This window comes from Streptomyces africanus, assembly GCF_030816955.1.
In the GTDB taxonomy this organism is placed as follows: Bacteria; Actinomycetota; Actinomycetes; order Streptomycetales; family Streptomycetaceae; genus Streptomyces; species Streptomyces africanus.
In genome coordinates this window covers 543442-557479 of the sequence record NZ_JAUSYP010000001.1, presented here as the reverse complement: position 1 = coordinate 557479, position 14038 = coordinate 543442, and the positions used below count along the sequence as shown (strand labels likewise).

At 73.5% G+C, this 14038-nt stretch carries 12 protein-coding genes; 7 read left to right on the top strand and 5 right to left on the bottom strand.

What is annotated here, in order from left to right:
- Positions 1-7 precede the first annotated feature (7 nt).
- From QF034_RS02865 to QF034_RS02855, 3 genes are read left to right on the top strand one after another with little or no spacing between them, the layout of a single operon-like run.
- Positions 8-1309, top strand: a complete 1302-nt coding sequence (locus tag QF034_RS02865) for an alpha/beta fold hydrolase (RefSeq protein WP_307173389.1) — start codon at positions 8-10, stop codon at positions 1307-1309.
- A gap of 49 nt (positions 1310-1358) precedes the next feature.
- The gene (locus QF034_RS02860) at positions 1359-2093 is read left to right on the top strand and encodes a PIG-L deacetylase family protein (RefSeq protein WP_307173388.1); all 735 of its coding nucleotides are present in this window, start codon (positions 1359-1361) and stop codon (positions 2091-2093) included.
- 46 nt (positions 2094-2139) lie between these two features.
- Positions 2140-2982 (top strand): pentapeptide repeat-containing protein, encoded by an 843-nt coding sequence (locus tag QF034_RS02855; RefSeq protein WP_307173387.1) that lies wholly within the window; start codon positions 2140-2142, stop codon positions 2980-2982.
- On the opposite strand, the gene QF034_RS02850 is transcribed toward QF034_RS02855, so the two are convergent.
- The gene (locus tag QF034_RS02850; protein ID WP_307173386.1) at positions 2944-4440 is read right to left on the bottom strand and encodes a cytochrome P450; all 1497 of its coding nucleotides are present in this window, start codon (positions 4438-4440) and stop codon (positions 2944-2946) included. The two genes, QF034_RS02855 and QF034_RS02850, sit on opposite strands and share 39 nt — an antisense overlap.
- Positions 4441-4549: 109 nt before the next feature.
- Between QF034_RS02850 and QF034_RS02845 the strand changes: the two genes are divergently transcribed.
- Together QF034_RS02845 and QF034_RS02840 are read left to right on the top strand one after the other, a co-directional pair.
- Positions 4550-5158 carry a TetR/AcrR family transcriptional regulator gene (locus tag QF034_RS02845; protein WP_307173385.1) on the top strand — a complete coding sequence of 203 codons (609 nt, stop codon included), beginning with the start codon at positions 4550-4552 and terminating at the stop codon, positions 5156-5158.
- Positions 5159-5243: 85 nt separating this feature from the next.
- Positions 5244-5987 (top strand): DUF2470 domain-containing protein, encoded by a 744-nt coding sequence (locus tag QF034_RS02840; RefSeq protein WP_307173384.1) that lies wholly within the window; start codon positions 5244-5246, stop codon positions 5985-5987.
- Here QF034_RS02840 and QF034_RS02835 read toward each other — a convergent pair.
- The 3 genes from QF034_RS02835 to QF034_RS02825 form a co-directional block, all read right to left on the bottom strand.
- Positions 5955-7142, bottom strand: a complete 1188-nt coding sequence (locus tag QF034_RS02835) for a lactonase family protein (protein WP_307179784.1) — start codon at positions 7140-7142, stop codon at positions 5955-5957. The genes QF034_RS02840 and QF034_RS02835 overlap by 33 nt on opposite strands.
- Positions 7143-7259: 117 nt before the next feature.
- Positions 7260-8513 (bottom strand): FUSC family protein, encoded by a 1254-nt coding sequence (locus tag QF034_RS02830; protein ID WP_307173383.1) that lies wholly within the window; start codon positions 8511-8513, stop codon positions 7260-7262.
- 85 nt (positions 8514-8598) lie between these two features.
- Complete coding sequence (locus QF034_RS02825) at positions 8599-9093, bottom strand: FBP domain-containing protein (RefSeq protein ID WP_307173382.1); 495 nt, start codon at positions 9091-9093, stop codon at positions 8599-8601.
- 85 nt (positions 9094-9178) lie between these two features.
- On the opposite strand from QF034_RS02825, the gene QF034_RS02820 reads away from it, so the two are divergent.
- Complete coding sequence (locus tag QF034_RS02820; protein ID WP_307173381.1) at positions 9179-10093, top strand: DUF3626 domain-containing protein; 915 nt, start codon at positions 9179-9181, stop codon at positions 10091-10093.
- On the opposite strand, the gene QF034_RS02815 is transcribed toward QF034_RS02820, so the two are convergent.
- The gene (locus tag QF034_RS02815) at positions 10033-10677 is read right to left on the bottom strand and encodes a PAS domain S-box protein (protein ID WP_307173380.1); all 645 of its coding nucleotides are present in this window, start codon (positions 10675-10677) and stop codon (positions 10033-10035) included. The genes QF034_RS02820 and QF034_RS02815 overlap by 61 nt on opposite strands.
- A gap of 152 nt (positions 10678-10829) precedes the next feature.
- On the opposite strand from QF034_RS02815, the gene QF034_RS02810 reads away from it, so the two are divergent.
- A complete protein-coding gene (locus tag QF034_RS02810; RefSeq protein ID WP_307173379.1) occupies positions 10830-14012 on the top strand; it encodes a cytochrome P450 in 3183 nt (1060 codons plus the stop codon).
- Positions 14013-14038: the final 26 nt, after the last annotated feature.

The following is a 14038-nucleotide window of genomic DNA, read 5'->3' as shown; positions in this document are numbered from 1 at the left end:
AGCCCTGTTGACCTTCAGCTACCGTCAGCCCGGAGTCGTCCTCACCGACCGCCGCTTCACCGTCCCCCTCGACCACGGCCGCCCCGGGGGCGAGACGATCGAGCTGTACGCGCGCGAGGTCGTCGCGAGCGACAAGGCGCACCAGGACCTGCCGTGGCTGCTCTACCTCCAGGGCGGGCCCGGCTTCGGCGCGGACCGCTCCGTCGGCAGGCCCGGCTGGCTCGGCCGCGCGCTGAAGGAGTACCGCGTGCTCCTCCTCGACCAGCGCGGCACCGGCCACAGCACGCCCGCCAACCGGCAGACGCTCCCGCTGCGCGGCGGCCCCGCCGAGCAGGCCGACTACCTCACCCACTTCCGGGCCGACTCGATCGTCCGGGACTGCGAGGCCATCCGCGCGCAGGTCACCGGCGGCGCCCCCTGGACCGTCCTCGGCCAGAGCTTCGGCGGCTTCTGCCTGACCACCTACCTGTCCCTGGCGCCCGAGGGCCTGGCCACCGCCGTGATCACGGGCGGACTGCCCTCCCTGGACGCCCACGCCGACGACGTCTACCGGGCCGCCTTCCCGCGCATCGAACGCAAGGTCACCGCGCACTACGCCCGCTACCCGCAGGACGCCGAACGCGCCCGCCGGATCGCCGACCACCTCCTGACGCACGACGTGGTCCTGCCGAACGGCTACCGGTTCACCGTCGAGGCCTTCCAGTCCCTCGGCATCGTCCTCGGCACCGGCGACGGCACCCACCGCCTCCACTACCTCCTGGAGAACGCCTTCGTCCGCACCCCGCAGGGCTTCACGCTCTCCGACGCGTTCCAGGAGCAGGCGCAGGGCATGCTGTCCTACGCCCGCCACCCGCTGTACGCCCTCATCCACGAGGCCATCTACGGCCAGGACGCCCGGCCCACCGCCTGGTCGGCGGAGCGGGTGCGCGCCGAGTTCCCGCAGTTCGACGCAGCGAAGGCCCTCGCAGGAGACGAACCGCTGCTGTTCACCGGCGAGTCGATCCACCCCTGGATGTTCGACTGCGACCCGGCGCTGCGCCCCCTGCGCGAGACGGCCGACCTGCTCGCCGCCCGTACCGACTGGACACCCCTGTACGATCCGGCCCGCCTCGCCGCCAATGACGTACCCGTCGTCGCCGCCGTCTTCCACGACGACATGTACGTCGACACGGCCCACTCGCTGCGCACCGCCCGCGCCATCCGCGGCCTGCGCACCTGGGTCACGGACGAGTTCGAGCACGACGGCGTCCGGACCGGCGGCCAACGGGTCCTCGACCGGCTGCTGGAGCTGGTGCGGAACGAGGCGTGAGGGCGCCCGGAGACGTGGTGATGTCGGCGGCGCGGATTAGTCTGCGGGCATGACGACCACTCAACTCCAGCCCATGCCCGGCGACTGGCGGCGTGCCCTCGCGGTCGTGGCCCACCCCGACGACCTCGAGTACGGCTGCTCTGCGGCGATCGCGGCCTGGACCGACGAGGGCCGCGAGGTCGCCTACGTGCTGGCGACCCGGGGCGAGGCGGGCATCGACACACTGGAGCCCGAGCGGTGCGGTCCGCTGCGGGAGCGTGAACAGCTGGCGAGCGCGGCGGTGGTCGGCGTGTCGGCCGTGGAGTTCCTCGACCACAAGGACGGTGTCATCGAGTACGGCACCGCCCTGCGCCGCGACATCGCCGCCGCGATCCGCCGGCACCGGCCCGAGCTGGTCATCACGCTCAACCACCGGGACACCTGGGGCGGCGTCGCCTGGAACACCCCGGACCACGTGGCGGTCGGCCGGGCCACGCTCGACGCGGCCGGCGACGCCGGCAACCGGTGGATCTTCCCGGAGCTCACCGAGCAGGGCCTTCAGCCGTGGGACGGCGTGCGCTGGGTCGCCGTCGCCGGTTCCAGCAGCCCCACGCACGCGGTCGACGCGACGTCCGGCATGGAACGCGCGGTGCGCTCACTGCTGGAACACCGCACCTACATCGAGGCCCTGACCGACGAGGACCCGGAGACCTACGTCCGCGGCTTCCTCACCCGGCACGCCGAGGCCACCGGGGAGCGGTTCGGGGGCAAGCCGGCGGTGGCGTTCGAACTGTTCAGTAGATGACCGGGGAGGCGGGGCAGGCCACGACGTCGGCGAGTCCTCGTTTCGTATGCTGAACGTCATGCGAGATCACAAGGCCGCTCAGGCGGAACTGCGCGGCGACTGCGAGCGGTGCTTCGGGCTGTGCTGCGTCGCCCTGCCGTTCGCGGCCTCGGCCGACTTCGCCGTGGACAAGGACGCCGGCACACCCTGCCGCAACCTGCAGAGCGACCACCGCTGCGGCATCCACGCCAGGCTGCGGCAGAAGGGGTTCACCGGCTGCACGGTCTACGACTGCTTCGGCGCCGGGCAGCAGGTCTCGCAGATCACCTTCGGCGGCCGGGACTGGCGGTCCGGACCGCCGGAGCACGCCCGCCGCATGTTCGACGTCTTCCCGGTCGTCCGCCAGCTGCACGAGCTGCTGTGGTACCTGACCGAGGCGCTCGCCCTGCCCGCGGCCCGTCCCGTCCACGCCGATCTGCGCAGGGCCCTGGAGAAGACCGAGAAGCTGACCGGGCTGACCCCCGAGGAGCTCGCCGGACTGGACGTGGCGGCGCACCGCCAGGAGGTCAACGTCCTGCTGCTGAGGACGAGCGAGCTGGCCAGGGCCGGCACCAAGGGCCGCAAGAAGAACCGCCGGGGCGCGGACCTCATGGGCGCCCGCCTCAAGGGGGCCGACCTGCGCGGTGCAAACCTCCGCGGCGCCTACCTCATCGCCGCCGACCTCACGGGCGCGGACCTGCGGGACGCGGACCTGATCGGTGCCGACCTGCGCGACGCGGACCTCACGGACGCCGACCTGACCGGGGCGTTCTTCCTCACCCAGCCGCAGCTGAACGCGGCCCGGGGGAGTGCCGGGACCCGGCTGCCCGCGTCAGTCACCCGCCCCGGGCACTGGACAGCGCAGGTCTGAGGCCGGCTCCCGCACCGGCGTCCGCCGCTCGGGGTGCAGCCGCAGCCCCTCCGGCATCAGCGTCAGCCGCTCGGTCACGCGCAGCCGGTACGCCGGGTCGGGCCGCAGCTCGTAGCGGCGCAGCAGCAGGCCGAGCACCAGCGTCGCCTCGTGCAGGGCGAACTGGCGCCCGATGCAGGCCCGCGCCCCCGTCCCGAACGGCTTGAAGGTGTGCGGGGCCCGGGACCGTACGGCCTGCGCCTCGAAGCGGTCCGGGTCGAACCGCTCGGCGTCCGCGCCCCACACCTCGGTGTCCCGGTGCAGCATCGGCGTGAGCACCAGCGCCCACGCCCCGCGCCGCATGGGATGCTCCCCGGCGAGCACCGTGTCCTCCCGTGCCTCCCGGGCGAAGGCGGGTGCGGTGGGCCACAGCCGCAGCGACTCGTCCAGCACCCGGCGGACGTAGCGCAGCCGGGCCACCTGCTCGTAGGCCGGTTCCGCCGTGTCGCCCCAGACGCGGTCCACCTCGGCGCGGGCCCGGGCCGCGACCTCGGGGTGGCGGGAGAGGTAGTGCAGCGCGAAGGAGAGCGCCCCGGAGGTCGTCTCGTGGCCGGCGATGAGGAAGGTGATGACCTGGCGGCGGACGTTCTGGAGCGCCAGCCGCTCCCCGGTCTCGGGGTGGGCCGTCTCCAGCATCCGGTCGAGCAGGTCCCCGTCTCCGCTCCCGGTGGCGCGCCGGACCCGGATCAGCTCGTCGACCGTGCGGTTGAGGTGGGCGATGTCGGCCGCGTTGCGGCGGCTCGCGCTCCGCAGCAGGAGCGGAGCGAGCGGGAAGGGCACCGTGTTGAGCCGCTGCGCGTACGTCAGCGTGCCGACCATCGCGGTCACGAAGGGATGCGGCCGTGAGCGTTCGAACGACCCGAAGTCATGGCCGAAGCCGGTGCGCGCGATCGTCTCCAGCGTCAGCTTGGTCATGTCGCCGGGCACGTCCACCGCCCGGCCCGAGGCCACCGCCCGGTCCCAGTGCTCCGTCAGCTGCCGGGCGACGGCCAGCATCATCGGGTGGTAGCCGGCCATGGCCTCGCGGCTGAACCCCGGGGCGAGCACGTCGTGCGCCAGCTGCCAGTTCGGCTCGTGGTTGTACGCCGTGAACAGGCCGTCCCCGGCGACCGGCCGCAGGTTCGCTATGCCCAGCCCCACATGCTTGGCGAACCGCGCCTCGTCCGCGAGGTCGGCCGCGTGCCGGGCGCCCCACACGAACACGAACTCCTTGCCGAAGGCCTTCCGGCGGAAGACCGGGCCCAGTTCGCGGGCGTACCGCAGCGAGTCCTGGAGGGGAGTGCGGCGGTTCACGCCCACCACGTCACCGAGCAGCGGGATCCGGTGCGGCGGGTGCGGGATGCGCTCCAGCTCCGGCCAGCCCAGCTCGGCACTGCGGAACCCCTTCGGCAGCCCGTCCCGTGTCGGCGCCTCCGTCATGACGCGATCTCCCTTGATACAGCGGTGGGTTCGCACGTGTTGTACGTGGGTTCAATAGCGCGGTTCAGTCTGGTCCCGTTGTTGAACCGGCGTCAAGTACAGTGCGGGCATGGCCGCGAACCAGAGCGGGCGCACGCGCCGCCGGCTCAGCACCGAGGAGCGCCGGGAGCAGCTTCTGTCGGTCGGGGCGCGGCTGTTCTCGGAGAGTCCGTACGACGACGTGTGGATCGAGCAGGTCGCGGAGATCGCCGGGGTGTCGCGCGGGCTGCTGTACCACTACTTCCCGACCAAGCGGGACTTCTTCGCGGCGGTCGTCGAGCGCGAGAGCGAGCGGATGCTGCGCATGACGGCGGCGGTGCCCGGCGTCCCGGTGCGCGAGCAGCTCGCGGGCGGCCTCGACACGTTCCTGGAATACGTCCGGGCCCACGCCCACGGCTACCGCGCCTTCCACCGTGCCGACGCGGCCGGGGACCAGGCGGTGCGCCGGGTCTACCAGCGGGCCCTGGCCGCGCAGGAACGGCAGATCCTCGCGGCGCTCGCCGAGGATCCCGAGTTCGGCCCGGCCTTCGAGGAGCGGCCGGAGGTGCGGCTCGCGGTGCGCGGCTGGCTGGCGTTCACCACGTCCGTCTGTCTGGAGTGGCTGCGCGGCACGGAGTTGAGCCGGGATCAGGTGCGTGAGCTGTGTGCGCGCGCCCTGCTGGGTGTTCTCACTGTCTGAACGGCCTCGTGAAGATCACGTGACGTGGTTGGCTCACGCTCAGATCTTCGGTAAGTTAGGCAAGGCTTACCTAAGGAGGTCTGGGATGGGTGACGACAGCCACGACGGCAGCCACAGCTGGACGGCGGCCCCTGCCGCCGCGGAGCGGGCGCGCTCGGTGCTCGCCGCGGCGTGGTCCTGCTCGGTGACCGCGGAAGGCACGCGGGAGGAGCTGGTCGGCGCGCACACGGTGACCGAGGACGGCCGGGTGCTGTTGGACGTGCCCGGGGACAGCGCCCTGCTCGGGGCCGCGATCTGCGCGCCCCGCGGCGAGCCGTCCGCGGTGCTGGAGTTCGCCGACGTGGCGCCCGTCCCCGTGCGCAGCCGGATCCGCGCCCGGCTGTGGCTCGCGGGCTGGTTCACCGTCGAGGAGGAGAGCCGGCTGGCCTTCCGGGCCACGCGCGTGGTGCTGCGGCAGCCGTCCGGGGCCGTGGTCGTCGACCTCGACGATTTCGCCGCTGCCACGCCCGACCCGCTCGCCGCGGCCGAGGCCCGGCTGCTGACGCACCTCGCCGACTGCCACGCGGACGCGGTCGAGCGGCTCACCCGGCTCGTCGACTCCTACAGCCTGCACGGCGCGGTCCGCGTCCGGCCGCTCGCCGTCGACCGGCACGGACTGACCCTGCGCATCGAACGCGCCCGCGCCCACGGCGACGTACGGCTCGCCTTCCACGCACCCGCCGACGACGTCGCGCAGCTCACCGAGCGCATGCACGCCCTGCTCGGCCAGGCGACCGCCGCGGCCTGCCCGCGGGCCCTACAGCGGCAGCGCACAGACGGCGACCGGTGACGGAAACGGTTCACCGGCGCGCCGCAGCGCGCCGCTCGCCCCGTCCACGCTGAAGACGGTCACCGTGCCGGACTTCTGGTTCGCCGCGAACAGCAGCGTCCCCTCCGGCGAGAGGGCGATCTGGCGCGGGAAGTCCCCGCCCACCGGCACGGTGTCCAGCAGCTTGAGCCGGGCGCCGTCCGCCTCGACGGCGTAGCGTGTGAGGCTGTTGTCGCCGCGGTTGGCGAGGAAGGCGTGACGGCCGTTCGGGGTCACCAGGAACTGCGCCGGGTAGCTGGTGCCCGGACCGGTGCCCGTGGACTGCGGCTCACCGACCGTGACGCGACCGGAGGCGGGGTCGTAGGCGCAGACCGCCACCGTGTTGTCGACCTCGTTCGCGAGGTAGGCGTACCGGCCGCCGGGGTGGAACGTCAGGTGACGCGGGCCCGCACCGGGCCGGGTCCGCGCCTGTGCGACCTCGGTGAGCCTGCCGGCCTTCTCGTCGAACCGGTACGTGTAGACGGTGTCCGTACCCAGGTCCACGGCGAGCACATGCCCGCCGTCGGGGCTGGTGAAGACCTGGTGGGCGTGCGGACCCTCCTGGCCCGGACCCGGTGCCGGACGGGAGTGCCGGACGAGATCGGTCCGCTCGCCGAGGCCGCCCGAGGCGTCGATCGGATGCACCGCCACACTGCCCGAGCCGTAGTTCGCGCTGAACAGCCAGCGCCCGCCCGGATGCACCGACAGATGGCAGGGGCCCGCGCCGCCGGTGCTCCGGCTGCCCAGGATCTTCCGGTCGGACAGCCGGACGGCCGTCACGGCACCGTCGTCGCGCTCGTTCACCGCGTACAGCGTGTGGCGGTCCGGGTGGATCGCGAGGTACGACGGGTTGCCGACGCCGGTGAGCGTGCCCGTGCCGCTGATCCGGCCCGTCGCCGCGTCGTACGTGGCCAGGCCGAGGCCCTTGCCGCCGCCCTCGACGGAGGTGTAGGTGCCGAGGTAGAGGGGGCGCGGGCCGGACGGACGCCGGGCCTCGCGGGACGGGCTCACGCTCGCCTCGGGAGCCGTCGGGGGCGTCGGCGCCGGCGCGTCGTCGCAGGCGGGCAGCGCCGCCGCGGCGGCTCCGCCCGCCAGCGCGCCGACGAACCGGCGCCTGCTCCAGCCACCACTGCCCATGTCGCCCCTCAGGTCGTCACTCGTCCCCGCCGCGACAGCCACCTTGGCGTGGATCACCCGCCGGGTGCAACAACGGCACCGGGCGTTGCGCGGGCGCGGTCCACTCCAGGTGGTCGCTCAGCGAGAACGCTCGCCGACCCCCGTACGGTTCCGCCACATCTGCTCCTGGACGCCCAGGCGCTCCCGCAGCCGCGTCAGGCGCGGCATCCGCACGCGCTGCTCCCGCGACACCTGGTCCAGTTCCTCGAACAGGCGCCGGGTGCGGTGCTCGGTGTCGAGTTCGTCGAGGATCCGGTTGACCTCCGTCAGGACGGCACCGAGCAACTGCCAGTGTTCCGTCTCGCGCTCGGCCTCCTCGCGCAGCAGCAGGGCCAGCTTGTCGCGGGTGCCCGCCGCGGTGCGCAGTTCCGCGGTGAGACGTTCCTCCGCCGACTCGGCGCTCGCACTGAGGTGGGTGGTCACCAGCACCGCGAAACTCACCACCGCGTCGGCGATCTCGGACAGCAGCTGCTCCAGCGCGGCGCCCGTGTCGGACTCGAACAGCGGCTCCGGCGCGCGCTCCTTCGCGAGGTCCGTGAAGGAGCGCGCGAGCACGCGCAGGACGACCGTGCAGATCTCCAGGGTGTCCAGGCCGGTGCGCAGCACCACCCGGTGCAGCAGGCCCTCCCGCACGCGCGGGTTGAGCCGCAGGCTGTCCTCCGCCTGCCGGAGCGCCGCGTCCACCTCGACGATGTCGTGGTCCAGGCGCCGCGCCTCGTGCAGCCGCTCCGCCGCCTGGTCCGGGGGCGTACCGCCGGCGGCCTCCTCGCCCATGCGCAGCATCAGCTGCCGCAGCCGGCGCGCCAGCCCCTCGATCGACTCGCCTGCCTCCTCCACCCACACCGGAGGAGCCAGCAGCAGATTGCAGCCGAGCCCGACGACCGCGCCGATCAGCGTCTCCACCACCCGGGCCCAGGCGGTGTCCCCGACGGTGGTGACGCCGAGCACCAGCATCGCGCTGATCGCGACCTCGGGTACGTACTCCTCCACCCGGACCAGCCGTCCCACGGCCAGCGAGGCCACGAGGAGCAGCGCCAGGCTCCACCAGGTCAGGCCCACCAGGAGGCTGAACGCGATGGCGACCAGGACGCCGGTCACCACGGCGTTCACCCGCCGGAAGCCGTTGGTGAGCGTGGCGTACAGCGTCACCTGGACGACCAGCAGTGCCGTCAGGGGAGCGGTGAGCGGTGCCGGCTCGGGGCTCAGCCGCAGCGCGATGACGTACGCGATCGTCGCCGCGGTCGCGGACCGCACCGTCTGGACGACCACCGGGTCCCGGCGCTTGTGCAGGATCCGCCTGGCGTGCGCCGTCCACTCACGTACCTCTCGCATCCTCGGGCTGTTCCCCTTCCCTGGCGCATCGAACGCGTTCATGAAGGACGTTAACGCCGAGGGAAACCACGGGCGACCGAGGGCCTCAGGCGTACACCTTGTCGAGGAAGGCGGCCAGATGGCCCCGGGTCCGCTCGATCTGCTCCTGCAGGGTGAGGCTCTCCTCGAAGCGGGTCCCGTTCTCCGGCACCTTCTTCCCGCGCAGGTACAGCGAGCAGGCGAGGTCCGTGCACATGTACGCCCCGACGGAGTTGCCCTCACGTCCGGCCGCTCCCGCCTTGCGCGCGGTCATCAGCGACACACCGCCCCGGGGGTGCGTCGTCAGGCACAGCGAACACATGCTGCGCTGCAGAAAGCCCCGCTGCGCCGCCTGGAACCGCATCGCCAGGCCGACGACCCGCCCCTCGCGCTCGGCGACCAGATAACTCCGGTCGGGCGCCCCCGGATCCCGCCACCCGAGGAAGTCGAGATCGTCCCAGGGCCGCTCGGCGAGGTCCCGCGGGACGGTCAGACGCTTGGCCTCTCCCTTGGAGCAGTTGACAAACGAGTTGCGGATGTCCTGTTCGGTGAGTGATCTCATGGGAGGGCTCCTGGTCGTCGTCGGCGAAACCTAGGGGCCCTAGGTTTCGGGGTTCAGGGTAAAAGCATCGACGAATGGGGAGCCAGTGGATTTTCCTCAGGGCGCGTCGGCGCGCGCACGGGCGGCGCTGCGCCATGTGGCGGGCGGCTCGTCAGGACCCGCCGTCGATCCGCGAACGCGGATCACGCTGAACTTCCACCCGGATCGGTCGGCGGGCGAGGTGCCCGTTCTCGTGGCGCTCGCCCGGGACGGCGCCTACCACTCGCAGTTCGTCACCGGCACCAGCAACGGCGGCCTCACGGCCCGCCCCGGCGGCGACCGGTGGCGCTGGGAGAGCCGGATCTTCGGCGGGGCGTACGACGAGGCGGCCGCCCAGGAGCGGCCCGTGTACGGCGCCCTGAACTTCCGTCGGCAAGTGGTCGGCGCGGCGCCGCGCTTCGGCTCCTCGCACTTCCGGCTGCGCGCCGGCGTCCTGACCCGCGCCACGTTCTGCTACCCCGACAGCGCGGCCGAGCCGGCCGACTTCGGCGTGGCGGCCGGCATGTCGCTCATCGCGCTGGCCGAGGCGGACGAGCGGGACGCCCTCGACGACTACATCGAGGCGCACGTCCACGGCGGCGTGGACCTCGCCCGGGACGTGGAGGCACTGGTGCTCGACGCCTGCTACCGCGGCACACCGGTCGAGGCCGCGGCCCGGCGCCTGCCCTGCCCCGTCGAGTGGCACCCCGGCTACCGGATCACGGTGGCCGGACTGCGGCGCCACGCCGACTACCGCGGCCGGGAGTACGCCGAACTGGGCGCGCGGATCGCCCGGGACGGCCTCGTCGACCCGCGGGCCATCGGCGACGCCGCCCGGACGGGGCGGTACGACCTGCAGGACCTGAAGAAGGTGTGGCACACCCTCGCCCGCTTCGGAGCCCCGGAGGGAGCGGGCACCGCCTACTCCGCGGCCGGGGCCTGTGGCGGCCAGACCCCTGGGGTGAGCACCCCCAGCGCATAGGCGCGGGCCACCAGTTGGGTGCGGTTGGCGGCGTGCCAGCGGGAGGACAGGCGGCGCAGGTGGTAGGTGACGCCGTCGGTGGTGAGGCCGGTCTCGCGGGCGGCCCGGGCCGTGGTGGCGCCGGCGGCCAGCAGGGCCAGGATGCGGGCCTCCATGGGGGTGACCCGGGCCTGCTCGGCGGGCGGGGCGGTGGAGGGGGCGCGCTCGCCCTCCACGCGCAGCATCACCAGCAGCGCCGGTGTGTCCTCGACCGTGTCGCTCACCGGGTCCGCCGTCAGCTCCCCGTACCGCTCCGCGCCGCCGGGTGCCTCCCAGCAGACCGACACCTGGTAGCGCGAGCGGTGCCGCAGGCGCAGGGCCTGGGCGATGCGCTCCACCTGCGTGGCCTCCCGCGGGCTGAACAGGTCCAGGACGTCACGGCCGCGCAGCCGCCCCGGCGTCGTACCGCACTCCGCGGCCATCGCCGGATTGGCCAGCAGCACCGCGCCGTACACATCGCACACCGCGACCGGCATCGCGACCCGGTCGAAGAGGAGCAGGGCGCGGTTGCGCCATGTCACGGCCTCCTGCCGGGCCTGGTCCACGAGCTTCTCCTGCCACGCCGGGTCGCCCCCGCGCAAGAGCGACGCATCTGCTTGTACTACACAATCATGTAGGGCCGCGGCACGGCCCGCCGGGTCCCGTGGATCACGCTGGACCGCAGTACTTCCGTACCGCGAAAGGCAGTTGCCGCGTCATGCGCCCCACCGCACAGACCCCCCGGCCGCAAGACGGCCTCCCCGGCGTCCCCGTCGCCGACATCTCCGGCACCGGACCCGGCGACGCGCCCATCCAGCAGGCCATGGACCTGATGCGCGAGCACGGGCCGGTGTTCGTGCGGCGGCTGTACGGACGCGACACCCTGTTCGTGGGCGACCTGGACCTCGTGGCCGAACTCGCGGACGAGCAGCGGTTCGCCAAGCACATCGGGCCCGGCCTGGAGAACGTCCGCGAATTCGCCGCCGACGGCCTGTTCACCGCGTACAACGACGAGCCCAACTGGGCCAAGGCGCACGACATCCTCATGCCCGCCTTCGCGCTCGGCTCCATGCGGACCTACCACCCCGTGATGCTGAAGGTGGCCCGCAGGCTCATCGCGTCCTGGGACCGCGACGCCCGCGCCGGACACCCCGTCGACGTGCCCGGCGACATGACGCGCATGACGCTCGACACCATCGGACTCGCTGGATTCGGCTACGACTTCGGCTCCTTCGAGCGTTCCGAGCCGCACCCCTTCGTCGAGTCGATGGTCCGCTGCCTGGAGTGGAGCATGACCCGCCTCGCCCGTGTCCCGGGCCGGGACTACTCGGCGGCGGACGCGGCCTTCCGCGAGGACTCCGCCTATCTCGCCCGGGTCGTCGACGAGGTCATCGCCGCCCGCACCGGCACCGACCAGAGCCAGGCCGACGACCTGCTCGGCCTCATGCTCACCGCCGAGCACCCCGCCGACGGCAGCACCCTCGACGCCGCCAACATCCGCAACCAGGTCATCACCTTCCTCATCGCCGGCCACGAGACCACCTCCGGCGCCATGTCCTTCGCCCTGTACTACCTCGCCAAGCACCCGACCGCGCTCCAGTTGGTGCAGCGCGAGGTCGACGAGCTGTGGGGCGACCAGGCCGACCCCGAGCCCGCGTACGACGAGATCGGCCGGCTCACCTACACCCGCCAGGTCCTCAACGAGGCGCTCCGGCTGTGGCCCACCGCCGCCGTGTTCTCCCGGGAGGCCCGCGAGGACACGCTGCTCGGCGGCCGCATCCCGCTGCGCGCCGGGCAGTCCGCCCTGGTGCTCACGCCGATGCTGCACCGCCGGCCCGTCTGGGGCGACAACCCCGAGCTGTTCGACCCCTCCCGCTTCACGGCCGAGGCGGAGGCCGAGCGCCCGGTGCACGCCTTCAAGCCGTTCGGCACCGGGGAACGCGCCTGCATCGGAAGGCAGTTCGCCCTGCACGAGGCGACGATGCTGCTGGCCATGCTCGTCCACCGCTACCGGCTGAGCGACCACGCCGACTACCGGCTCCACGTCAAGGAGACCCTCACCCTCAAGCCCGAGGGCTTCACCCTCACGCTCACCCCGCGCACGCCCGCCGACCGCGCCCACGCGCCGCTGCCCGGCGCCGCCCCGGTCCGGGACTCCCGGTCGGCCGAACCGCAGGGCCTGCCCGCCCGCGTCCGCCCCGGCACCGCCGCCCTCTTCCTGCACGGCAGCAACTACGGCACCTGCCGCGACTTCGCCGCCCAGCTCGCCGACGAAGCCGCCGCGATCGGCTGCGAAACCCAGGTGGCACCCCTGGACGCCTACGCGGGCGGCCTGCCCACCGACCGGCCCGTCGTCATCACGGCCGCCTCCTACAACGGCCGCCCCACCGACGACGCCACCGCCTTCGCCGCCTGGCTGGAGGAGACCCACGACCTGTCCGGCGTGACCTACACCGTCCTCGGCGTCGGCGACCGCAACTGGGCCGCGACCTACCAGCACGTCCCCACCTCCATCGACGAGCGCCTCGCGGAGTCCGGCGCCGCCCGGCTGCTGGAGCGCGCCGCCGCCGACGCCTCCGGCGACCTCACCGGCACCGTCCGGGAGTTCACGGCGGACCTCCGCACCGCCCTGCTGGAGCGGTACGGAGACCCGGACGCCACGACCCCGGAGCCCGAGCCAACGGCCGCCTACGAGGTCCGCACCCTCACCGGCGGCCCGCTGGACGCCCTCGCCGAGCGGCACGAGCTCGTCCCCATGCGGGTCACCGAGGCGTACGACCTCACCGCGCCCGGCTACACACGCCGCAAGCGGTTCCTCCGCGTCGCGCTCCCGGACGGCGTCACCTACCGCACGGCCGACCACCTCACCGTGCTGCCCGCCAACCCCCCGGACCTCGTCACCCGCGCCGCCGCCGCGCTCGGCACCGACCTCGACACCGTCCTGGACATCCGCGCCACCCGCCCGCGCCGCGACGGCATCGCCGTCGACCGGCCCGTGACGGTACGGCAGCTCCTCACCCACCACGTGGAGCTGCAGGAGCGCCCCAGCGCCGGGCAGCTGGCCGCCCTCGCCGCCGCCAACCCCTGCCCGCCGGAGCGCACGGCTCTGGCCGCCCTCACCGACGACCCGCGCACCCTAGTGGAGATCCTCGAGGACCACCCGGCCCTGCGCGGCGCCCTGAACTGGCCGCAGCTCCTCGACCTCCTCACCCCGCTGCGCCCCCGCCACTACTCCATCTCCTCCTCGCCCGCCGTCGACCCCGGCCACGTGGACCTGATGGTCTCGCTGCTGGAGGCGCCGGCCCGCTCCGGCAGGGGCCTCTACCGGGGCACCGGCTCCGGACACCTCACCACCCTCCAGACCGGCGACACGGTGTACGCGCGCGTGCAGCCGTGCCGCGAGGCCTTCCGCATCGACGCCACCGGCGGATCCGCACCGGTCGTCATGATCGCGGCCGGCACCGGCCTCGCCCCGTTCCGCGGCGCCATCGCCGACCGCGCGGCGGCCCTCGCGGGAGGCGCCGAACTCGCCCCGGCCGTCTGCTACTTCGGCTGTGACGCGCCCGACGCCGACTTCCTGCACGCGGGCGAACTGCGCGCCGCCGAGAGGGCCGGAGCCGTCTCGCTCCGCCCCGCCTTCAGCGAGGCGCCCGAGGGCGAGGTGCGGTTCGTGCAGCACCGCATCGCCGCCGAGGCCGAGGAGGTCTGGGCCCTGCTGACCGCCGGGGCGCGGGTGTACGTCTGCGGGGACGGTTCGCGGATGGCGCCCGGAGTGCGGGAGGCGTTCCGTACCCTGTACCGCAAGCACACGCCGGGCGCCGACGAGACGGCCGCCGAACAGTGGCTCGACGGGCTGGTCGCGGACGGGCGTTACGTCGAGGACGTGTACGCGGCCGGCTGACCGAAGGCGAAGGGCGAGGTGGGCGC

Coding starts and splice junctions, on each gene's coding strand:
- QF034_RS02845 (WP_307173385.1), top strand. CDS start 4,550: ATGGCCGCGAACCAGAGCGGGCGCACGCGCCGCCGGCTCAGCACCGAG.
- QF034_RS02840 (WP_307173384.1), top strand. CDS start 5,244: ATGGGTGACGACAGCCACGACGGCAGCCACAGCTGGACGGCGGCCCCT.
- QF034_RS02830 (WP_307173383.1), bottom strand. CDS start 8,513: ATGCGAGAGGTACGTGAGTGGACGGCGCACGCCAGGCGGATCCTGCAC.
- QF034_RS02855 (WP_307173387.1), top strand. CDS start 2,140: ATGCTGAACGTCATGCGAGATCACAAGGCCGCTCAGGCGGAACTGCGC.
- QF034_RS02860 (WP_307173388.1), top strand. CDS start 1,359: ATGACGACCACTCAACTCCAGCCCATGCCCGGCGACTGGCGGCGTGCC.
- QF034_RS02825 (WP_307173382.1), bottom strand. CDS start 9,093: ATGAGATCACTCACCGAACAGGACATCCGCAACTCGTTTGTCAACTGC.
- QF034_RS02835 (WP_307179784.1), bottom strand. CDS start 7,142: ATGGGCAGTGGTGGCTGGAGCAGGCGCCGGTTCGTCGGCGCGCTGGCG.
- QF034_RS02810 (WP_307173379.1), top strand. CDS start 10,830: ATGCGCCCCACCGCACAGACCCCCCGGCCGCAAGACGGCCTCCCCGGC.
- QF034_RS02850 (WP_307173386.1), bottom strand. CDS start 4,440: ATGACGGAGGCGCCGACACGGGACGGGCTGCCGAAGGGGTTCCGCAGT.